At 35.1% G+C, this 22,818-nt stretch carries 23 protein-coding genes; 13 read left to right on the forward strand and 10 right to left on the reverse strand.

Translation table 11 applies throughout. The features are described 5' to 3' along the window. Window positions 1–98 precede the first annotated feature (98 nt). The 4 genes from ACYQ73_RS26100 to ACYQ73_RS26115 are packed head-to-tail and all read left to right on the forward strand — an operon-like array spanning window position 99 to window position 3,693. Entirely contained in the window at window positions 99–1,520 is a 1,422-nt protein-coding gene (locus tag ACYQ73_RS26100; RefSeq protein WP_460015122.1) for an aldehyde dehydrogenase family protein, read from the forward strand. 13 nt (window positions 1,521–1,533) lie between these two features. Further along, the gene (locus tag ACYQ73_RS26105; RefSeq protein WP_460015123.1) at window positions 1,534–1,692 is read left to right on the forward strand and encodes a hypothetical protein; all 159 of its coding nucleotides are present in this window, start codon (window positions 1,534–1,536) and stop codon (window positions 1,690–1,692) included. Then, window positions 1,649–2,494, forward strand: coding sequence for an AhlS family quorum-quenching N-acyl homoserine lactonase (gene ahlS / locus ACYQ73_RS26110; RefSeq protein WP_460015124.1), 846 nt, complete (start codon window positions 1,649–1,651; stop codon window positions 2,492–2,494). The genes ACYQ73_RS26105 and ahlS overlap by 44 nt, the downstream gene beginning before the upstream one ends. A 17-nt stretch (window positions 2,495–2,511) precedes the next feature. Beyond that, a complete protein-coding gene (locus ACYQ73_RS26115; protein ID WP_460015125.1) occupies window positions 2,512–3,693 on the forward strand; it encodes an iron-containing alcohol dehydrogenase in 1,182 nt (393 codons plus the stop codon). Window positions 3,694–3,809: 116 nt separating this feature from the next. Here the strand turns inward: ACYQ73_RS26115 and ACYQ73_RS26120 are convergent, their stop codons facing one another. Further along, complete coding sequence (locus tag ACYQ73_RS26120) at window positions 3,810–4,418, reverse strand: transglutaminase-like domain-containing protein (RefSeq protein WP_460015126.1); 609 nt, start codon at window positions 4,416–4,418, stop codon at window positions 3,810–3,812. Between the two features lie 278 nt (window positions 4,419–4,696). Between ACYQ73_RS26120 and ACYQ73_RS26125 the strand changes: the two genes are divergently transcribed. From ACYQ73_RS26125 to ACYQ73_RS26155, 7 genes are all read left to right on the forward strand, one after another. Further along, a complete protein-coding gene (locus tag ACYQ73_RS26125; RefSeq protein WP_460015127.1) occupies window positions 4,697–6,124 on the forward strand; it encodes a beta propeller repeat protein in 1,428 nt (475 codons plus the stop codon). A gap of 198 nt (window positions 6,125–6,322) precedes the next feature. Further along, window positions 6,323–6,808, forward strand: a complete 486-nt coding sequence (locus ACYQ73_RS26130; RefSeq protein ID WP_460015128.1) for a DUF2975 domain-containing protein — start codon at window positions 6,323–6,325, stop codon at window positions 6,806–6,808. A 10-nt stretch (window positions 6,809–6,818) separates the two neighbouring features. Further along, window positions 6,819–7,037: a helix-turn-helix domain-containing protein gene (locus ACYQ73_RS26135; protein ID WP_460015129.1), complete on the forward strand. Its 219-nt coding sequence runs from the start codon at window positions 6,819–6,821 to the stop codon at window positions 7,035–7,037. A 213-nt stretch (window positions 7,038–7,250) separates the two neighbouring features. Further along, complete coding sequence (locus ACYQ73_RS26140; protein WP_460015130.1) at window positions 7,251–7,619, forward strand: BlaI/MecI/CopY family transcriptional regulator; 369 nt, start codon at window positions 7,251–7,253, stop codon at window positions 7,617–7,619. A gap of 1 nt (window position 7,620) precedes the next feature. Then, window positions 7,621–9,159, forward strand: a complete 1,539-nt coding sequence (locus ACYQ73_RS26145; RefSeq protein WP_460015131.1) for a M56 family metallopeptidase — start codon at window positions 7,621–7,623, stop codon at window positions 9,157–9,159. A 376-nt stretch (window positions 9,160–9,535) separates the two neighbouring features. Further along, a complete protein-coding gene (locus ACYQ73_RS26150; protein WP_460015132.1) occupies window positions 9,536–10,045 on the forward strand; it encodes a sigma-70 family RNA polymerase sigma factor in 510 nt (169 codons plus the stop codon). Further along, window positions 10,046–11,353 (forward strand): DUF4179 domain-containing protein, encoded by a 1,308-nt coding sequence (locus ACYQ73_RS26155; RefSeq protein WP_460015133.1) that lies wholly within the window; start codon window positions 10,046–10,048, stop codon window positions 11,351–11,353. Between the two features lie 52 nt (window positions 11,354–11,405). Here ACYQ73_RS26155 and ACYQ73_RS26160 read toward each other — a convergent pair whose 3' ends face one another. From ACYQ73_RS26160 to ACYQ73_RS26195, 8 genes are all read right to left on the reverse strand, one after another. Then, entirely contained in the window at window positions 11,406–11,915 is a 510-nt protein-coding gene (locus ACYQ73_RS26160; RefSeq protein ID WP_100543800.1) for a ferritin, read from the reverse strand. Between the two features lie 106 nt (window positions 11,916–12,021). Continuing rightward, complete coding sequence (locus tag ACYQ73_RS26165; RefSeq protein ID WP_460015134.1) at window positions 12,022–12,654, reverse strand: Bax inhibitor-1/YccA family protein; 633 nt, start codon at window positions 12,652–12,654, stop codon at window positions 12,022–12,024. A gap of 189 nt (window positions 12,655–12,843) precedes the next feature. Then, window positions 12,844–13,605: a TerC family protein gene (locus ACYQ73_RS26170; RefSeq protein WP_460015135.1), complete on the reverse strand. Its 762-nt coding sequence runs from the start codon at window positions 13,603–13,605 to the stop codon at window positions 12,844–12,846. Between the two features lie 832 nt (window positions 13,606–14,437). Continuing rightward, the gene (locus ACYQ73_RS26175; protein WP_460015136.1) at window positions 14,438–15,595 is read right to left on the reverse strand and encodes a Ger(x)C family spore germination protein; all 1,158 of its coding nucleotides are present in this window, start codon (window positions 15,593–15,595) and stop codon (window positions 14,438–14,440) included. Then, a complete protein-coding gene (locus tag ACYQ73_RS26180) occupies window positions 15,592–17,052 on the reverse strand; it encodes a spore germination protein (RefSeq protein WP_460015137.1) in 1,461 nt (486 codons plus the stop codon). Before ACYQ73_RS26180 ends, ACYQ73_RS26175 begins: the two co-directional genes overlap by 4 nt. Then, complete coding sequence (locus tag ACYQ73_RS26185; protein ID WP_460015138.1) at window positions 17,052–18,176, reverse strand: endospore germination permease; 1,125 nt, start codon at window positions 18,174–18,176, stop codon at window positions 17,052–17,054. The genes ACYQ73_RS26180 and ACYQ73_RS26185 overlap by 1 nt, the downstream gene beginning before the upstream one ends. Window positions 18,177–18,493: 317 nt before the next feature. Beyond that, window positions 18,494–19,381 (reverse strand): anti-sigma-V factor RsiV, encoded by an 888-nt coding sequence (rsiV, locus tag ACYQ73_RS26190; protein ID WP_460015139.1) that lies wholly within the window; start codon window positions 19,379–19,381, stop codon window positions 18,494–18,496. Further along, window positions 19,374–19,892, reverse strand: coding sequence for a sigma-70 family RNA polymerase sigma factor (locus ACYQ73_RS26195; protein ID WP_100543794.1), 519 nt, complete (start codon window positions 19,890–19,892; stop codon window positions 19,374–19,376). Before ACYQ73_RS26195 ends, rsiV begins: the two co-directional genes overlap by 8 nt. Window positions 19,893–20,394: 502 nt before the next feature. Between ACYQ73_RS26195 and ACYQ73_RS26200 the strand changes: the two genes are divergently transcribed. Continuing rightward, window positions 20,395–21,078 (forward strand): YqeB family protein, encoded by a 684-nt coding sequence (locus ACYQ73_RS26200; protein WP_460015140.1) that lies wholly within the window; start codon window positions 20,395–20,397, stop codon window positions 21,076–21,078. 294 nt (window positions 21,079–21,372) lie between these two features. On the opposite strand, the gene ACYQ73_RS26205 is transcribed toward ACYQ73_RS26200, so the two are convergent. After that, window positions 21,373–22,140: a TSUP family transporter gene (locus ACYQ73_RS26205; protein ID WP_460015141.1), complete on the reverse strand. Its 768-nt coding sequence runs from the start codon at window positions 22,138–22,140 to the stop codon at window positions 21,373–21,375. 215 nt (window positions 22,141–22,355) lie between these two features. On the opposite strand from ACYQ73_RS26205, the gene ACYQ73_RS26210 reads away from it, so the two are divergent. Then, window positions 22,356–22,781 carry a hypothetical protein gene (locus ACYQ73_RS26210; RefSeq protein ID WP_460015142.1) on the forward strand — a complete coding sequence of 142 codons (426 nt, stop codon included), beginning with the start codon at window positions 22,356–22,358 and terminating at the stop codon, window positions 22,779–22,781. Window positions 22,782–22,818: the final 37 nt, after the last annotated feature.

The raw sequence follows: 22,818 nt of genomic DNA on the forward strand, positions 1-22,818 counted from the left end.
TATCAGTTTATTTTTTAAAACCTAAAATGGTTACGTATTCATTTTTTTATTTTCAGAAATGAATACGTAACCATTCTGAAAGAGGAGTGAGTCAGGTCTTGAAAAAGAGCTTATTTATTAATGGACAATGGCAAATGACAGATGAATTTATGGAGGTTCAAGCCCCCTACTCAAAAGAGGTCATTGCTCAATTTGCTATGGCAACTGAAGACGATGTACAGCGTGCGATTGAAAGTGCTCATTCAGCAGAGTCTGAAATGGCAGCATTAACAGCATTCCAAAGAGCAGAAATTTTAGAACAATTATCGGAACTATTTGCAGTAAATAGAGATGAGGCAGCTAATATTATCTCATTAGAGTCAGCAAAGCCTTTGAAGTATGCGTATGCTGAAATTGATCGAACGATTGAAACTTACAAATTTGCAGCAGAAGAAGCGAAACGGCTATCTGGTGAAATGATTCCAATGGATGCTTCTAAAAATGGGGAAGGACGATTTGCCTATACAATGCGCGAACCATTAGGCGTTATTGCGGCTATTACACCTTTTAATTTTCCACAAAACTTAGTAGCCCATAAAGTTGGACCAGCATTAGCAGCCGGAAATACGATTGTTTTAAAACCTGCAACACAAACAGCTTTATCTGCTCATTTTCTAGCAAATTTATTGGCACAAACAAATTTACCAGCAGGTGCATTTAACTTAGTAACTGGGCAGGGAAAATTAGTAGGGGATGCATTTTTAGCACATCCAAAAGTAAAAATGATTACATTTACTGGGAGCCCTGCTGTAGGTATTTCTCTTCGTAACCGCGCTGGCTTAAAGAAAGTCACATTAGAACTTGGTTCGAATGCTGGTGTTATTGTTGATGAAGGAATTCAACTTGATAAAATCATGGACCGAATTGTTATGGGGGCTTTTTCAAATCAAGGCCAAGTTTGCATCTCCCTACAGCGTATATATGTAAAAGAAAATATAATGGATATATTTTTAGAAAAACTAAAAGCAAAAATAGAACAACTAACAATAGGTGACCCACTAGATGCAACAACAGATGTAGCGATGATGATTTCAGAAACAGAGCAACAGCGTGCTGTCACATGGATAGAAGAAGCGGTAGCAGAAGGTGCTGAAGTAGTGACGGGTGGGCGTATTGAAAATAATATTTTACTTCCAACAGTATTATTTAACGTATCCTCTCGTAGCCGTGTATCATGTGAGGAAATATTTGCACCTGTTGTAATTGTCAATACTGTTTCTTCAATAGAAGAAGCCATTGATGCTGTCAATGATTCAAATTATGGCTTACAGGCAGGAATATTTACACCTTCAATCGAGATGGCCTTTAAAGCTTCAAAGAAATTACAAGTAGGGGGTGTCATTATAAATGACGTTCCGACATACCGTGTTGACCATATGCCATATGGCGGCATTAAAGAAAGCGGAACCGGTCGAGAAGGAATCAAATATGCAGTTGAAGAAATGACAGAAATGAAGCTAGTGATTTGGAATAACAATTAACTTCTTTCAGCAAATGTTTTATGTAGCGAAAGCAAAGCGACAGCTACAAATGTTTTATGTAGCGAAAGCAAAGCGACAGGTACAATTATGTCGAGGCATAAATGATTCGGAAATGGAGATGGTTGTAAATGAACATAATCAAACAGCACCCGAAATTGTATGTTATAGATAATGGAACAATGCGAATGGATAAAAACTATATGATTGCCATGCATAACCCTGCAACGATTGATCATCCAAACGAGCCAAATGAGTTTGTTGAATTTCCAGTTTATACAGTATTAATTGATCATCCAGAAGGAAAAATATTGTTTGATACAGCTTGTAACCCAAACTCAATGGGACCTGAAGGACGCTGGGGTGAATTTACTCAAAAAGCATTCCCAATTAATATGCCAGAAGAATGCTATTTACATCATCGTTTAGAAGAGTTAAATGTGCGTACAGAAGATATTAAATATGTTGTTGCTTCACATTTACACTTAGATCATGCAGGCTGTTTAGAACTTTTTACGAATGCAACAATAATTGTGCAGGAAGATGAATTCAATGGAACTTTACAAACGTATGCGAGAAATGTAAAAGAAGGTGCATATATTTGGAGTGACATTGATATGTGGATAAAGAACAACTTACAATGGCGCTTAATTAAGCGTGGTGAGGATAATGTGAAGCTTGCAGAAGGAATCCAAGTTTTGAATTTTGGTAGCGGTCATGCTTGGGGGATGCTAGGTTTGCATATTAATATGCCAGAAACGGGTGGAATTATTTTAGCTTCAGATGCCATTTATACTGCTGAAAGCTTTGGGCCACCTGTCAAGCCACCTGGAATACTATATGATTCTGTTGGCTATAATTCTACGGTTGAACGAATTAGAAGATTAGCAAATGAAACAAATTCACAAGTTTGGTTTGGCCATGATTCCGTCCAATTTAAGTCATTTAGAAAATCGACAGAAGGTTATTATGAATAGATAGGAGCATAACAATTATGCATAAATTAACTTTTACTCCAGCAAGTTATACAGGCTGGGGTTGTTTGAATCAGTTATTAGTAGAAGTAGAAAAATTAAAGGTGAAAAATATTTTAATTATCACGGATCCATTTTTAAAAGAGTTAGGTTTAACAGATAGTATTGAAAAGCCTTTACTAGACAATGGGTACTCTACAACTATTTATACCGATATTGCTCCTGAGCCACCGCTCGCAATTGGTGAAAAACTAGTTGATTTTACAAGAAAGCATCAGTTTGATTTAGTCATTGGTCTAGGGGGAGGAAGTGCATTAGACTTAGCGAAGCTTGCCGCTGTTTTAGCAACACATGATGGAAAAGTGGCAGAGTACTTAAACTTAACGGGAACAAAAAATCTTGAAAATAAAGGGTTACCTAAGATTTTAATTCCAACTACATCTGGAACAGGTTCAGAAGTGACAAATATATCCGTACTATCACTTGAAACAACTAAGGATGTTGTTACACATGATTACTTATTAGCAGATATCTCCATTGTAGATCCTGCGTTAACGATTTCCTTACCACCAAAAGTGACCGCCGCTACAGGCGTAGATGCTTTAACACATGCAATAGAGGCTTATGTTTCTGTAAATGCCAATGAAGTAACGGATGCACTTGCATTACAAGCCATTAAATTAATTAGTGGCTCTATTCGAACTGCAGTGCATGACGGTCAGAATAAGCAGGCTCGTTCGGATATGAGTTATGGTAGTTATTTGGCAGGCTTAGCCTTTTTTAATGCTGGTGTTGCAGGAGTACATGCTTTAGCTTATCCTCTTGGTGGCCAGTTCCATATTGCTCATGGAGATTCCAACGCAGTGCTATTACCATATGTAATGGGCTATATTCGTCAAAGTTGCGAAAAACGTATGAAAGATATTTTAGATGCCATGGGTATTTCATCTACGTATTTATCGCAAGAAGAGGCTTCCTATAAATGTGTAGATGCATTAAAGCAACTTGTTCAAGATGTTAATATTCCGTCCACATTAAAAGGATTTAATATACCAGAATTAGCACTGGAACTACTAACTGATGATGCGACAAAGCAAACAAGAATCTTAGCACGTAGTCCGATGCCGCTTGAACGAAAAGACATTTATACTATTTATCGAGCTGCATTTGATGGAGAAGTTCGAGAACCTCAGCGACTATAAAGAAGAAACGAGAAACGTTGATTGCGGGCGTTTCTCTTTTTTTAGGCTGTTTTCACAAAGATTATATGGATATTTCTCGAATCTAAAATTTAACAAAGTCCTTGTTAGTGAAATAACTATATACTTTCAGGCAAATAATGTTTATACATTTCCAATGCATCAGTATGCTCTTTTAATACAGCAATGGTTTTATGGTTTGGTTTTGCAAAAATAATAGAATAATCCTCTTCGTTAAGTTCCTTGTTAATTGAAAAAGCTAATTTTTCTTCATCTAATGAAAATTGAGCATTAACACCTTTTTTGTTTCCGCGAGCATCTAATCGTATCCACTTATTATGGGACTTTACATAAACAGCATTCAAAGCGTGAATCGAATATCCTTTTTTTGGAGTATCAAACAACATTAAACGCTGATAACAAAAACCTGTTGGAATTCCTTGCGAGCGTAATAGTGCTGCCAAAAGGTTTGATTTTGCATAGCAAATACCTTGTTTATACTTCAATACATCCGATGCGAGACAAGTAACTTTTTTCCCTTGAATATCCCAAGAATGTGATATTTCATCACGAACAAATTCAAAAGCAATTTTTGTTTTTTGAATTTCTGTGTGAGTTGAGTTAAATAGTTCCTCAATTTTTTCTTTCATAATTGAATTAGAGTAATCAACCACATCTAATTCAAGTAAATAATCACCTAAATTTTCAGATTCAAATACAAACCCCATAAACCATCAACCCCTTTTCATTGTATTTTTATTTGTAGTTAAGTATTAATATACAACAAAGAGAGGTAATTAGTATATATTTTTTTCCAACTAACGGTGCAGGTTAGTGCAAGATGGATTCTCTGATAAATGGAGTATTTTGTTTGTTATATCGGTTCTAAGAGGGCATATAACAAAGAATTTACTCCATCCTAAATAGGCATATTGATCATATGATTAATATACCTATTTAGTTATGGGATGGTGTTAATTTGAGCTTCTTAAAAAAAATCTCCTGTTTGTTAATTGTTTTTTTAGTTTTTGTAAATTTGATTGGTAGTGAAGGAATCGCTTCAGATGGTGAAATTACGTTAAAAGAAGCGATTACTATTGGATTACAGAGAGCAAAAGAATGGAATGAAAAAGCAACACTTATAAGTGTAAACAGTGTGGATGAAAAGATGGGAGGCTCGAGAGGAGAAAAAGGGAAACGCTTTAATTGGTTTATGATCTTTATGGTTCCAGGTACAGAGGATTATGTACTAATCGGTATCTCAGAAAAGAAAATTACTGTGTTTAGACCGAGCAAGCAATCTCAGGTTCCAACAATACCCTATGATGAGATTAAGTTCGATAGCTCTGATGTTATCCAACTGGCAAAGGATAAATTCGGACTAAAACAAGGAAAAGATTGGGCAACAGGATATCATTTTACACTTGATAGTATCGATGGTATGCCTATTCTAACAGTGTTTGGAAATGATCGAGATAACCGTTTTACTCGAATTTTATTCAATGCCCAAAACGGAGATGTGGTCAGTGCCATTCATAAATTACCATACGGTGGAGGATTAATATCCAAACGCATTGGCATCGATAACCTAACAAAAAAAGGGATGGCGATTACGGGGGTTGTCGCTGGAAACAACAATTTAGTGGTATGGGGAGACAAAAAGCCAACACAATTTAGTACAACCAAGCAACCTTTTATTGAATGGAGCCATAACAATGGAGAAACATGGACAGAACTCCAAGCTAATAATTATGTAACACACGCGTGGTTTGATATAAACGATCAATTATATGTAGCTACGGAAAAAGAATTATGGGCAGGTAGTACATCAAAAAGTAAAGGAACGAAAATTCTTTCATTAGACCAATCGATCGAGAAAATCGATTATTCAATCAACAACCATATAGCTGTGCTATCAAATGGAAAGGTTTACTATACGACCAATCAAGGGAAGAGTTGGGAACAAGCTATAGTACCTAAACTATTTTATGTTGTTCAAATATCGGATGATGGTGATTTGGTAGGACTTACAGAAGAAAGGAAGATTCTTCAAAAGACAAATGATGAGTGGAACGAGATAACTATGCCGAATAGAAATGATGAACCTCTAGATATGAAAATGATTAATAATAGGCTATTTATTACCACACAAAGTGGAATTTGGATCCGAGATCTTCAAGAGGGAAACTGGAGAAAAATTAAAGTTGATGAAGAGGTAGTTAAATTCGTTAAAAAAGGAGAGAAATTATTCGGAGCTACACATAGAGGTGAAGCTATTTATTTCATCAACACGAAAGATGAAAGAAAATCTGAAAAAGTGTTTGATGCGAGGGATTTCATCGTTTGGGATGTGGATATCATGGGTGATACTTTATGGATTGCAACTATACCCGATTATTCGTGGGAAGAAATGACGATTCCGCAGAGACGGTAAAAGTTTGAAGTGTATATCCATGAACTCGATCCATTAGTTATGGGTCGAGTTTTTTATTGTGAATATTTTAATGAATGTCAAAATTAAAAGGATATATAAATAACAATAATAATATAATTAAAAACAATACGGATTTATCGCGAAACGATAAAATTTGTGGTAAATTTATAATGTTATTAAATAAGTGAGGTGCTTAATATGAATGTTAAACGAGGTTCAACAACTTTCTTGAAGGTAATTATTTTTCTGGCTGGAATTGCAGTTCTTGCTTTATGTATATTTTTAGTACCCCATATGGGGAATTTCGCATCAAAATTATATCCAAATATTTCCCTAATGAAATATCTCATTTTCATCGTGATGTATGGATCGGCTGTGCCTTTTTACTTTGCTCTCTATCAGGCTTTTAATCTTTTACGGTACATTGACGAGAACACAGCGTTCTCGGAATTATCTGTAAAGGCGTTAAAGAACATAAAGTGCTGTGCGATTATAATCAGTGGTTTGTATGTATTAGGTTTGCCACTCTTCCATTTTATAGCAAAGAAAGTTGACCCTCCTATTGGAATAATGGGACTCATCATCATTTTTGCTTCGTTGATTATCGCTGTATTTGCTGCTATCCTCCAACGGCTTTTACAAGAAGCGATTAATATAAAATCAGAAAATGATTTGACGGTCTGAGGTGGAAAGTATGGCGATTATTGTTAATATTGATGTGATGTTAGCAAAACGAAAAATGAGCGTAACGGAGCTTTCGGAAAGGGTTGGAATTACTATGGCGAATCTTTCTATTCTGAAAAATGGGAAAGCAAAAGCGGTTCGTTTTTCAACATTAGAAGCGATATGTAAGACTTTGGATTGTCAGCCAGGTGATATTTTGGAGTACAAAGGTGACGAAGACACTCAATAAAAACAGACAACAAATTTATTTAACCTCTTTGGGTTTTGCCCTTTAGAGGTTATTTTTGCGTTTCTAAAAAATCATCTAATAAATTGATAAATTCTAAGAAATATAATAGAAGAAAAGGTGAGATCCACCATCTATAACAAAATTTTACGCTGTTTCAAAAAAGATATATTATACGAGTAAGACAATTGACTTAAATGGAAGGGGTGAGTAAATATGAAAAAATTGCCTGAAGCAGAATTTGAGATTATGAAGATAGTTTGGGAAAGTAATCCTCCAATTACTACAGGTATAATAATGAGAGAAATAGGAAATGAGAAAGGTTGGAAAATCCAAACCGTAGTATCCCTTATGCAAAGATTAACTGAACGTGGATTTCTTCGCAGTGAGAAAAAAGGTAAGGAGAGATTTTATTACCCTATAGTAGAAAAAGATGCCTATCTAAGTTTTGAAACAGAGCATTTTATGAAGCTCTATCATAAAAACTCCTTTATGAATTTAGTGGGTACACTCTATAAATCCGATCCTATTTCTAATGAAGATTTAGCTTCATTAATTAAATGGGTGGAAGAAAAGAGGGATTAATATGCACAGTATCATGGTAGGTTTATTCTTTAAATCAGTAGTTATGTCCTTTATTGGACTACTCTTTATAGCTGTAACACCTTTCCTTTTAAAACGATACAGTGCTAGATGGCTTTATTATGGCTGGCTCGCTATCCTTGCAGGTTTTATTTTACCATTTACAACCAATATATCGACCCCAGTTGTCAATCTATCAGAATCGGTGCAAGTACCATTTAAAGAACCTGTTCCAACTAACAGTAGTCAGATAACGCTTGTGTCATCATCTGTAGATACAGTGACAGCACTTTCTGTTTGGCAGATGGTGATGATAATTTGGATTTTAGGAATCGTTGTATTTTTGGCAGTTTGTCTTGTAAGACATTATCGTTTTATGTACATGGTGAAAAGATGGGGGCAAACGATAACTGAACCGAAAACCCTTCATTTGCTTGAAAAAGGTAAAAGTGAAATGAATATCACTAAGGAAATCACATTGAAAGAATGTAGATTTATCTATTCCCCCATGTTAGTGGGATTTACTAAAAATACTATCTGGCTACCTAATAATGCTTATCGAGAAGAAGAACTAAACATAATATTGAAGCATGAGTTAGTTCATTTTAAACGAAAGGATTTATGGTATAAAGCTTTTGTATTGCTGATTAGTAGTATTCATTGGTTCAATCCATTGTTCTATCTATTCGCTAAAGAACTGGACAACCTTTGTGAACACGCTTGTGATGTAGAAGTAGTAAAAAATACTGACATCCAACTTAGAAAAACGTATAGTCAGACGATACTACATGCTGAGAAATTAAAAAGAGGAGAAGGTGTTTTATCTACAAATTTTCTAGGGAGTATACAAATTCTAAAAAAGAGAATACTCTCCATTATGGATATGCGTAAGAAGAAATCCGGAATCGTTGTGATGGCACTATTAATTTTACTTTCTACAGGTGGAATGGCTGTCAGTTCAGCATGTGCTATTTCCAGTAAGCCGTTGAACTCTTTAGACGCACCATTTATGAAAGAATCCATTATAAATGGTGCATCAAGAGGCAACTTTGCAACAGACAAATTTATTATTTACCCAAAGAATATGAGGGATAGAAAAACTGTGCCACCTGAGCCTACTATAAACAAAGAGCTCTATCGTGATGTGTTTTCAGCGGGTGTCATTGGAACTGAAGCAAGATACCAATACCCGATTGAAATTGTTCATAAACAGAATGGACAAAAATATACAACGGTAATTCATATTGAATATGACTATGAGCTACTAGCACCTGTCGAATCTGATGAGCTCAATACCCTTATCGAAGCCTATTTGTTGCCTTTTAATGAGTTAAAGTCTATACCCTATGCAGATTTCATCACACCGAATTACCTAGATAATAGGTTGAAAGACTATATACGAGATATTGATACACAGAATACAGACGCACGAGTGGAATTCACATTTCGTTTTGGTGGCTGGGTAACGAACAATGAGCATCTGCCTTTCTCAAGTCAGAATCCTATAGGTACTACACCACGATATATGAAGTCTACACCATAGAAATTGAGAAGGATAAATTTAGGTAAAATAGCAAAAAGGTTGTGTTCATCTTGTTCAACTCCCATGAAACAACTTAATCATCTTTCATTTTCTGTGGTGAAGTGCTAATTTTTGCGCTACATGTGTGGCTAACGGGGTGCTTTAGTTAAATATTCGATTTACGAAACATAAAAACAGAGTTGATTCTACACATTTTGTAGGTTTTAACAGCAACAATCATTTAGAAGAATTTTTCAATATTTCTATGAAGTGGTTTTGGATACAGAATGTAAAATTATGATGAAAATGAAATTTGTTACAATTGATTAAATTGTTGAAAATAAATCGAACGAAAATGTCAGCTCGACTGTCTAATAAGTAGAAGGGAGTGAATGTGATGGATGAACAAGCATTGGTGAAGCGTGCGATAGCTGGGGACGAAGATGCTTTTTTACATCTAATACAACAATATGAACAGACGATGTACCGTATGGCATTTACTTATTTAAAAAATGAACATGATGCCATTGAAGCGGTACAAGAAGCTACATATCGAAGCCTAAAAAAGATACATACCGTAAAAGAACCAGGTTATTTTAGTACGTGGCTTGTCCGAATTTTACTCAATATTTGTCATGATATGCGTGAAAGAAGAAGACGTCTTGATTTACAGGAAGACATAGAAATCAGCGATAATGCCCCCAATCACGAGCGCTTTGAAATGACAGATATCATTACAAAGCTACCAAAAGAGCAGCAAGAGCTTATTTTTCTAAAATATTTTCAAGATTATAAAAATCGAGATATTGCTATGCTTCAAAATATTCCTGAAGGAACTGTGAAGTCAAGGTTACATGCAGCATTGAAAAAACTAAAACTATATTTTACGGAGAGGGGAGAGCTATAGATGAAACAGGTAGAAAAGCATGACTATGATATTTTTGTCAAGGAACTAGCGAAAATAGACATACCACATGAGCAATTAGAAGAGTCACGTAGGAAAAGTGTCATACGCTTTCGAAAAGAAAAGCGTAATCGACAACGTACATGGAAAAGCATTGCTGTTACATGTGCATTACTGTTATTTTTTGTAACGTCCATCCGTGTTTCTCCAGCTTTTGCTAGTGCTATCGCAAAAATCCCAGGCTTTGCTCCATTAGTTGAGATGATTACGTATGATAAAGGGGTCAAAGATATACTCCATAATAACTATTATGAGGAACTAGGACTGTCACAAACGAAAAATGGTTTATCATTTACACTTCAAGGAGTTATTGCTGATGAAACAGGTATGATTTTGCCTTATACATTTTCAGCGCCGTTCGATGTTCATGATGTAAAAACTAAGAAAATGGAGCTCCGTTTAAATGGTGAGGTATTACCCGCTGGAGTAAGTTACAGCTGGTATAGCGAAAAAGAAACAACTTTGATTGAAGATAAATTTGTGGCTTCATTTAAAAATCCTATCAATTATGACAATGCTAATTTTGAATTATATATCCAATTTGCAGACGAAAAACAAACTGAGTTTACGATCCCATTCTCACTTAAAAAGCCAATAGCGAAAACGAAGACCTATGTATTGAATGAAAAAATGAGCTTTGAAGGTCAGCAAATCACCATTAAGTCTGTCTCTATTTCACCGCTCCGTACAAGTATAACAATCGCTCTCAATCCACATAATGATCAGCGTATTTTAGGATTTGATGATATTCGTCTATTGGATGAAAAAGGGGAGGAATGGACGACAATCAATAATGGCTTAACAGCTACAGGTAATCTACTAGATGAAGAAGAAACATTCTTTATGCAAAGTAATTATTTTAGGGAGCCCAAAAAGTTGACCTTATCCATTGGTAAAGTAAAAGCATTGCCAAAAGGTCAGGATTTTATCGAGGTAGATTTTAATCAAAAGAAAGTGCTATCTAAACCACCTCTCCCAGGCTTAAATGTTCAAGTTAATAAGCACATGGTAACACTAAATGTTCCAACTTCTTATGAAAATAAAAATATCAGTTTACTTGGTACAGCAATAGATGCAGATGGCGAAACTATTTATAGTAATTCAGGAAGTTATCATAGACCTGATGAATATGAAATCGAACAAACAGAAACATATGACATAAAGGGAGTTGTCAATCCAGTCCGCATCTATTTCTCACATTATGAAAACTTTTTAGATGGAACTCAAACAGTTGATATTCCATTAAAATAGTCAAACAAAAAAGAATCTGCTCATACAGATTCTTTTTTGTTTACATTAAATTTTAAGCTTCAGCATCTGGTGTAAATGAACGTGTTGCTAATTCAGCGTCTAGCATAAAGATAGCGTTAGAATCATTTTCTATGCGTTCTATTTTACGAATTAACGTGTCGAATGTTGATTCTTCTTCTACTTGCTCATCAATGAACCATTTTAAGAAAGCCATTGTCGCGTGCTCGCGTTCATCTAAAGCGATATCCGATAAATGATAAATACGGCGAGTCACTTCTTTCTCGTGTGAAAGGCCAGTTTTGAAGGCATGTAAAATAGACTCAAAATGATTATCAGGGCTGTCGAAGCCATGGATTGTTGCACGGTAGCCCATATCACTTAGGAAATTATAAAATTTCATCGCATGGAAGCGTTCTTCTTCAGCCTGTACTAAAAAGAAGTTGGCAAAGCCATCGTAATCTTGATCTGTACAGTATGCCGCCATTGCCATATAAGCATGTGCAGAGTAAAATTCAAAATTCATTTGTTCGTTTAGTGCTGTGTGTAGTTTTTCAGATAACATAAAAGTTTTCCTCCCTTTGCAGTAAATACCTTCTGCATCTCTTATAGTATACAGCGAAGAAGGGTAGTGTTGCAATTTAATTGATTTTTATTCTCAATTAGGATATTTAATCAAATTCATTTTTAAAACGCCAAATGACTTCTAAAAGATTGACAAATAAATTAATGAAATCTAAGTATAGATTTAAAGCCATGCCTACTACTTCAGCATCTGAAACGTGATTATGTCGGATTTGGTTAAAGTCATAAACAGTATAGAGACTGAAAAGTAGTACAGTAATTCCCGCAATAATCAATCCGACCAAGTTGCTAACAGGGAAAAACATAAAGACTAATGAAAATACAATAACGACAATTAGGACAGTGAATAAATAGCTTCCCCAATTTGAAATGTCTTTATTCATCATCATACCAATCAGTGCTAGCACAATGAAAATAGCTACGGTTGCTACGAAAACAAGTAAAACAAGCTGTTGTCCTAGCTCCACAATGTAAAATTGTGTTGTCCAAAATAGTAAAATTCCCATTAAAAAGGGGATTGTATACATAATGGAATTAGCAAGCTTCATACTTCTCACAAAGCAGGCAATGATAAGAAGTATAATAGTAATAATAGATAGCGGCATGACAATCGCTGGAGGTAATAAAGTTGCTATGTACATTCCGACAACTGTCAATACCCACATAAAAGCAAAGTGTCTTAAAATCTTATTTAAGTTTTGGTTTTTAGCATACGCCATATAGAAGAATCCTTTCTTTTGTAAAATAACTTTTATATAGTAACATACGAATCAACTTTGAAAAAGATTCAACCATAAAAAAATATGTATTATTTCCATAAAGTGTTACTGATTGGTTACCAAGTATCCACGGTATAGTGATACAAATATTACCCGGTCCTCGCTAGGACCGAGTAATATTTTCAGGCATTATTTTGCATGTTTCCTTTGATTTTTTACGCCGACTAAATAACCACCAAGGGCAATTCCAACTAAGACAGTCCAGAAAATGACCTTCCATACTGTTGAGTGTGGAAATTCATGTGGAATTATACCTAGTTTTTCGTGTGCTAATGTTAGAACAGCCAGCTTTACACCAACCCAACCAACGATTAAGAAGGCAGCTGTTTCAAGTGATGGATAATTATCGAGTATTTTCACGAACCAACGAGCAGCAAAACGCATCATAATAACACCGATAATACCACCTAAAAACATCACTGCGAATTGCCCGGCATTAATACCGCCAACATCGAAATTTCCGATATGAGGTAGTGTAACTGCAATGGCGACAGCAGCTAATATTGAATCTATGGCAAAGGCAATGTCAGCAAACTCAACCTTCAATACGGTCATCCAGAAACCAGATTGTTTTTTAGTCTCCTGAATTTCCTCGGGATTTTGTGCAGCTTTTCGCGAATCATAAATATGCTTCGTTGACATAATTAATAAATAAGCAGCACCTAGAGCTTGAATTTGCCAAAAGTTAACGAGCGTTGTAATCAGAAATAGTGCAGCAAAGCGGAAGACAAATGCTCCCACTAAACCATATAGCAATGCTTTTTGCTGTTGATTTTTTGGTAAATGCTTAACCATAACGGCCATAACAACGGCGTTATCGGCAGCTAATAAACCTTCCAGTACAATTAATACGACGAGGACCCATGCGTATTCTAGTATAATTGCCTCCAAATGTATTTCCTCCTTTATACTTTGAACAGAAATGAATAAACTGCTTTTAACTTATTCTTTGCTTTTTTAGGCAAAATAAAAAGACCCCTGCCTAAAAAATAGGCAAAGGTCTTGCTAAGCTAATTAATTGGTTATTGCACAGAAAAATATCTGTACGCCAAGATATGCCTTCACACCCGATGGTAAATAACCATGTAATGACGAATGTGAAATCAGATGCTTTGTTTACATCTGCTAGCTACTCCCCTTTGACATAACTGTCAAAAGCTATTCAATTCTTTATATATGAATTATAGCATGCTGATTGTCAATTGCAAATCAAAATGTGAAGATATGTTAAATGTTTTGATGGTTGTTGTCTGGGAAGGCTATTTAATATAATTTTTTGAGGATTGGATATAAATAAGCATTCCTTATGAACTATAATTATTAAGACAATATCGCAGGATATTGCCATAAGTTGATCTTCGTTCCGGCTGGGCGACTTCTAGGAATAGCGATAGAGGAAAGAAGGCTAAAATCACGTCCTATGATAACGCCTTAGGAGCAACATCGTGCTGTTGCTGTCGCATTGCTTTCGCACAGTCAAAACACGTTGCTGCCGCTTCGCTTACGCGCAAAAAACATCTGTTGACCGGAGACCTTGCAACGAAGCGGATGTTTTCTGTGCGAAAGCGCCCAGTCGGAATGGAAATCAGCCATACGTTATGATGAGCACAACCTTTGGTGAATACCCGAAAAATTGGAATGCGAAAATGAATAAATAAAGTTTAATCTTTAAAATAAAATATCCGCTTAAATAGTTATGTACATTTAAGGGGATATTTCTAGTTTATTCATTAATTGTTCCTGTAAATGTTTTACGGCCAGAATTTACTTGGTGAACGTCTATTTCTAATTTACTGATAGTACTGGGTGTTAATGGGATCTTTCCATCCTTCTCGAGTTTTTTCCATACTTTCACATTTTTTCTGTATAGATGTTCAGAAAGGCGATAAATATCAATATCTTTCGCTAATGCTTCTTCATATGTTCTTCTAATTTCCTTTTTCACTTCTTTTATAATCTTTTTTCTAATTTCATCTTCTGAAATATTAGTTTTGAAACCATTTAAAGTTGCATTTAATTTTACAACTACATCAAATGTTACTTGATCATTTTTAACAAGTGGTTCAATATCTACCTTTATTTTTTCCAACGTTGCCGTTAAATAATCTGTTTCGTTATCATCTAACTTAAAGGTTAATTCACCTCGATGCGTTCTATTATGCATCCATTGCATGCCTCTTGCAGCGCCATTCTTAATAAAGCCTTTAAACCCACTTTTAGAAAGTACCCCGACCCCTGTTAATGCAGTTTCCTGACCTTGTTGCTCTGCCGTTTTCCAGCTTTTATTGATTGTTACATAAGGGATACCAATTTCGTGATTTGGTTCATTTAAGCCAATAACTAAATTTCGGAAATTAACGGGCTCGACGAATGTTTCTTCATCAGCTGTATCTAAAGGAGTACTAAGCTTTGATGATATAAGAGGTTTATTCAAAATCGGCGTTATAAGAAGGATGTCTTTTATAGGATCTTGTGTACAATAGGTCCATATTTGATACCTTGTTTCCCTATACCGCAACACAGTGTCTATAACAGAGAGGGCATTTTTATTTTTCAGCGCTTCCTCGGAGAAAATTATAAATGTCATATGCCCCCAAAACACTTTTTGGTCGACGGATCGAAATAATTTAAAAAGTGCTTCTTCCAATGTTTTTCCACCAGATTGTCCAACTTCCGCCTGTATTGTTTCGGGATTAGGATATTCGGATTTTGCAACATTGGTGAAGTTAATTAATTGCAAGTATATTTTATACTGACCATCTTTATAATCAATACCAATTCCATCTACATAATACATTCTTTGTGCTTCATTAACATCCCAACATCCTGAAAGAAGTAGTGAAGTAGCTAAGCTTAATATTAAAATAATTTTTTTCTTCATTGCTTCTTCCTGCTTTTAGATGTACGAGTGTTATCTTGGGGTGCAAGTGCTTTATTACGTTCAGTGTAGCCTTTGGGTGATAAGCGGAAGATCGATTTTTTAATTGTTGTCCAATTTAAATCTGTTGCAAGATTCATGTAAGAGTAACCATAAATCCTGATATTACATAAGTAAAGAAGTGTAAAGTAAAGTGAAATGAAAAAGCCAAATAAACCAAAGAAAGCGCTGGCAAGAATGAACGCAATACGCAATATACTGATGGTTGTGACAAGAGATTGGTTCACAAGAGTAAATGATGCAATTGTAGAAATCGCAATAACCACAATCATTTCTGGACTTGTCACACCTGCACGAATGGCTGCATCACCGATAATTAAACCTCCGACAACACTTATCGTACCACCAATAACAGAAGGTAGACGTAAGCCCGCTTCTCGAAACAATTCAAACATAAGTAGCATTATTAGCATTTCGAGAGAGGAGGGGAGAGGTAAACCTGTTTTTGATTGGACGACTGTTGCTAAAAGCTGGAATGGTAGCTGATTTTGATGATAGGTCGTCAGAGAAAGCCAAAATGCAGGCAATAGCAAACCGATTAAAATGCCAAGGATCCTCAAAAGTCGTTCTATAGAACTGAAGACGATGGGATATTCATTATCCTCAGCGGATTTTAATAATAAAAATAAATTTACAGGTGTGATGACGCCATATGCTACACCATCGACGAAAATAAGAAAGCGTCCTCTAACTAGAGCCTGAATAGCATAATCGGGTCGTCCCGTGTAATCGAATTTAGGGAAAAGCTTGGAGTTTTTATTAATTCGCTCCATCAGGACATCCCCACTAAAGATAATATCAGTATCTACAGCGGCCAGTTGCTTTTTAATTCCGTGTAAAATATCCATATCGACAATATCATCAAAATAAAGAATAGCCACGGTTGTTTTTGAACGTTTGCCTAATTCCACTTTTTCTACACAAAAAGAATTCGTAGGTAAACGTTTTCGCATTAGTGCAATGTTGACGCGGATGTCCTCAATAAAGTTATCCCTTGGCCCCTTAACGAGAACCTCCATCCTTGTTTCTTCAGGATTTCGATTAGGCTTTTTAGCAATATTACTAGCATACAAAAGTTCTTCCTCTTCAAAATAAAGCAGTAGGAAACCAGTATATGCAAAGGTAATGGCTTCTTCTATATCTTTGATTTTTTGAAGCGTCGGAATATGAAGTTGATTTATAATATTCTCTTCTAAGGATGTATCAGCTAAATTGTCATAAAGATATTGAACACGCCGAATAATGACTTCATTGAGCATTTGCTGGTCTATCATCGCATCACAGGTAATAAATTGAACCTTTTTTTGATTAAATGTATATTCCTGAAATTGAATATCTGCTGATTTTTGAAATAGTTTTTTTAAGGTGTTTAGATCTATCGCCTTCTCCTGCTGAGGCATTATGATTCACCACTTTCCATCTCTTGTTTTTCAGGTTTCTTTTTTTGAGAAGACTTACCTGAAAAGAACGCAACTAGTACGAAAAAAATTGACAGAAGAAAAAAGAAAATAAAAGTAACTGTTAATATATAGTTCCCTTTCACCTTCAAAAATATGTTTTCATTTAAAATAATTAGCGGTAGACAAAGTAGAAAGAAGGGCGGAGCTAACATTCTCCAAATTTGCTTCGGGGCCCCAGTCATTTTCAATAAATCCGCTATTACATATAAGAGGAAGCTAACTCTTATAAATGTACCAGTAAGCCATTGGTATATGGAGAAAAAGTCAAGATGCTCAATGTAGCGACCAATTGATACTAGTCCCCATTCCTCATATGCAGGATATCTTTGCTTTGCGGCTTCGGTTGGACCAAATTCTGCAATTGCTCCCATGAGTGGACCTAAAGTAAGTCCCATTAAAATAATGAGCATGATGCCAAAATGATACCAACGGACCTGCTCTTTAAATTGATGCTGTAAAAATAAAAGTATTATTAATTCAATAAATCCTGATGCCGGGTAAATCATCCCTTTCATAACGGGTTGGAACCCATGCTCAAAAAAGGGACGTAATAACTCGTATTCTTTTACCTGTATATTTGTAAATGCTACAAAAAAACCAAAGACTACTACACCGAATAGTACAAAGACATTTAACATAACAATGGTTTGTAAGCTAGTTGTAACGAGTAAAATACAAAGAATCGTATAAATGAGTAATAATATAATGGACGGGGTTTCAGGTAAAAACGTTGTGTTTACCCATTGCAGTGTTTCAACCATCGTAAAAGCAGCTAGAATGAGTAAATAAATAACTATAATATAGATGACAATTGTAGAGCCTATTTTCCCGATTTTTCCATCTAACCAGTCTCTAATAGGTTCTTGATTCATCTTTTTTTGAATATAAACTAAAAGAAATAGCCAGAAGAATATAATAACAGTAGCCAATAATACAGATGCCCAACCATCTCTCCCTACAACTTTGAGTAGCGGAGGAATAATTGTCACGTGATTTTTTAAGCCAATAACAGTCATAGATAAGAAGACAACATGTAAAATACTAATCGATCCTACACCTTTCATATGAAAACCCTCTAACGTTAATTGATACACTTTAGCTTAGACAAAAAGTGAGAGGATTATAAGTATGACAAACTGCTCTGTAAAGAGAATTTTAAATCGTTCAAGGAAAAATTTTTTATAGAAAAAAACGAGGTAATTGACAGTTCAAATACCTCGTTTTTTAGAATTATATTTTAAAGGACAGTAAGTTTCCCACCATAAAGAAGTGAGGTGGGAGACTACTGCCCGTAGAAGCTTGATTGGTAAATACTAATAATCCGTGAGGGTAATGAAAACCCCCACGGATTAAAGTTTCACTTTCACTATAGTGCAAATGATTAATGAATATAATTAGAGCTTACAAGATCCTTTTTAAGGACATCTGTTGGGATTTCGAATTCCACTATGCCCATTGCACCTGGAGCCACTTCGTATTTATCGAAGGAGATAACAAGCTTACCTTTATCAGAGATATAGAATTGTTGATCAGCCTTGATAGCTGTAAAGCCATCAAAGACCTCCTCATCAGGAAGACCTCCTCCTTTTACCCAGTACACTTTATCTGAGTTGGAAGCAGCTTGTTTGCGCATCTGTTCGATAATGTTTGCGCTGATAGTTTTAATATAACTATCGTCTTTAAATAGCATTGGCAGTGTAATTAAAATTTCATTTTGTTTATCAATTGTATCGTAGTGCATGGTTGTAGAAGATGATGCTACTGTATTGACCGTATAACGACCGATTGACAATATTTGGTCATTATCTGTTTTTACGTCGTAGCCACTTTCTACGCCTAAATGGCCGCCACCGTTAGCCTTTAAATCACCAACTTCGGCAACAAAGTCATTATAAAGAGCTTTGCCTTCTGAACGGTATTTCTCATTTAAAGCATTAGCAAGATCTTTATTTTCTAAGTTTTCGATAGAAGGTACCTTAATGTCTGCATCATATGTCTCTTCTTTTACTTCATATTCAGTCCAAGTTAAGACTTTTACGACACTACCAACAACAGGAATATCTGAAAGTGTTCGTGCCATTGCAGGACTGACATTTAAACCAGCTGTAAAAAGCATTGCAGCTGCTGCAGATCCAAGTAGCCATTGTGGTGCTCGTTTTTTTCTTTTCTTTTTACCTTGTTTTAATGCGTTTTCAACCACAAAATCAAGCTCCTTTGGAATAGATACCTCATTATATTGTTTTTCTAATTCTTTTAATTTTTCATCCATGTGCTGTTTCTCCCTTCACATCTTCCAACTGTATTTTCAATAGTTTTAGCGCTTTATAAAGACGTGATTTAGCAGTACTCAGCTTAATGTTAAGGATATTGGCAACATCAGCGAGTTTTAAATCTTCAAAATAATGTAAAATAACAACTTCACGATACATTACGGGTAAGTCATCTAACGCATGCTCTAAATCAACGTTTTCGTAGACATCCTCTTGTGCAGGTGTTAAAAATTGCAATGTATCATCGTCTGTCACTTGTAAGCGTTTATGCTTACGTAAAAAATCTATAGATGTACGTACGACGATTTTATAAAACCAGCTTTTCATATACTCGACATTTTCTAGTCGATCGAGAGAAAGCATTGCTTTTTGAATACTGTCTTGTACAACATCAAGTGCGTCCTGTTCATTTTTCGTATAGCTATACGCGAGCAAATAAAAACGCTCTTTCTGTTCGCGAATTAACTGGACAAACACCTCTTCATGTTGAAATGCATTTCTTGTTTTCATGTCCAAAGAAGCTCCTTTATAACATTTTCAAATTGTATACAACTACTAGACGTGTGAAAGGTGGAAAAAAGTTGATAGCATAAAAAACTTATCTTATTTTGTTAACATCAAAGATAAATAATTAGTAATTTATTCTGCATTAACTATCCGTAAAAACCCAATAGTGAGGGCTAACAATCAGTGGGAATGAAGAAAACCTCCACAGATTAAAGTTTCACTTTACCGTCCATTTTATTTTGGCGAAAAATCATAGCAAATTATAAACCTTTTGCTATTGCTTAGAAAGGGGAAAGAGTGAATTGGCTGTAATTGGAAATGGGGTTACGTAGTTATTATTTTGAGTAGGAAGAAGAGCTTCTGAAATTATTGAAATAACTGTTGGAGAACGTTGGAATGCTAAATCTATAATAGAGGGGGAACGCGATTAGAACACAACGAATCGTTTTGACAGTATATTAATCTAGTGTTATTATTTACCTAATATTGAGTAAATAAAGGTGAAATGATGAATAAAAGTATGGATAATAATTATACATTGTTAAATTTTTCTAAAACTGATAAGGTGATCCTGTGGCTTGGTTTCCCGCTTCTCGGTTTAGTGCTTGGTTGGTTTCTTCCGAGTATTGCTAAATGGGCTAGTACTTTACCATGGATACCTTTCCAAGGGCCTTTAAATCTAATTGCATCTTATAATGGAGCATGGGTAGGTTTTATCACAATGGTTCTTGGATTGCTTGCGGGAATTATGGTGACATTATTTTCTTTTCATGAAAGCTTAGAAATGACTATTTACGATGAGAAAGTTATGTTAAAACTTAGAGATGAAGAAACTATCTTAAAAAAGGAAGATATTTCACTTGTATTTATAGATGGAAAGCAAATAGTATTATTAGGTAACGATGAGAAAGAGCTGTTTCGATATAAACAAGAGCTTAATAGAAATACAGTGGGTGCTGCATTTTTAAAACATAATTATCTTTGGAGTGATACAGCACCTTTTATAGAAGATTATAAAAAATGGGTACTGGATTGTCCTGATTTATCACCTGCTGCAAATGCTCTATTAAAAGCAAGAAAAGTAGCGATTGAAGATGGGAATGATGAAGAAGTATTTCAGTTAGCTAAAGAGCTTTGGAAGCTAAGAGTATCCGTAAAAGAAAAAAATAAAAGTCAATATTATCGATAAACGACAAAGAAAAGTGAAGAGTAGATGGAATATTCATTGAGAATTGACTATTGTAATTGTAAAGTAGTGTCACCTAAAACAACATATATACAAAACGAATAAAGAGGCTGGGACATAACTAAATGGTTCCTTCATAAAGCCGAATAATCTCTAAATGAACAAAACACGATAAATAGAAAAACCGAACTATTCCGAAACACTTCATGAGAGTTTCATTGGATAGTTCGGTATTTTTGTTGGCTGAAACACATTTGTCCCAGCCCCTTTATTTTGTTTTTAAATATAACGAATCAATCATGAAAAATAGTCATATGTATTTTTCAAAAGTAATAGAATTGTCACAACGATAAATAAATTACGTACATACCCACTACCACGCTTAATGGCAAATTTAGAACCAACAATAGCTCCAGCAATTTGCGCAAGTCCCATTGGTAAACCATAGGCATAATTTATTTGCCCTAAGTATATAAACATAAGAAGGGCGGCAATATTACTTCCAAAATTCAAAAACTTGGCATTGCCTGCTGATTTTAAAAAGTCAAAGCCTACTATTAAAAAGGCAAACAGTAGAAACGAGCCTGTCCCTGGCCCTAAAAAGCCATCATAGAAGCCGATTAAAGTAATAATCGCTACGAAAAGTGCGTAACGTTTAGGTGTCAATTTTTTATAAGTAGAAATGCTACCCCAGTCTTTTTTGAAAATAGTATAAATAGCCACAGCTGCTAGCATGACAAGCATAAGAGGCTTTAGAACGCTCGGGTCCATAAGATGGACAATCCATGCACCAATCATGGAACCTATAAAAACAAAAGGGAACAATTTATAAACGGCTTTAATATCCAATTTTCCAGAGCGATAAAATGTGATTGTGCTTGTTAATGACCCCATAGTGCCCGCTAATTTATTAGTAGCCACGGCTGCCGATGGTGGAAGACCAACAAACATAAGAGCAGGTAATGAAATAAGCCCGCCGCCTCCTACAACAGAATCAATAAATGCGGCTAGAAAGCCAAAAAAGATAAGGATGAGTAAAATGTTTACATCTAAATCGAAAGGCACGGTGGTCATCTCTTTTCTATAATAATAATCTGATAGTAGCGAAATGAAACGTGACTGTAAATAGCTTAAATAGTATTTCTCTATTAATTTTGAGAATTAAATATTTTTGAATATTTTAAAATTCTACAGAAATCAAAAATATTCTACTTTGTGTGTATATTTTAATGTATTATGTAGGTGATGATGTTTTTTGCGTAAAGGGGACGTGATAGCATTTGAGTTTAGGGAATCATATAAGAGTATTTATTTGTGTTGTGTTTATAGGGCTACTTGTCGGATATGTATATAATGCCAAAAAAGATATAACTGATAATGAATATATCGATACAGTAAAAGAAGGGTATTTAGGTGATTTTTCAGATGTATCTGTTCGTAATGCATTTAATTACGCATTTTTTGAACCGTATTGGCGATATTACCAAGCAAAAACAGGTGAGCATGTAGTCGAATTATCAGGTGATATTACATTTGAAGGTGAGAAAGGACATGCCATTTTACAGTTCGTAGTGGATGAACAAACAAGGAAATTTACTGCTTATGCGATGAAATTTAATGATGTCGTATTGAGTCCCGTACAAAACCGGTTGCTTATTAGTATGGTTTATGAGACATGGCATGCAAAGCGGCTCGCTTATGAGTAAGGTCTTTCGCTTTGTAAAAAGATCTTCCTATATTACA

The organism is Lysinibacillus sp. CTST325 (assembly GCF_054665055.1).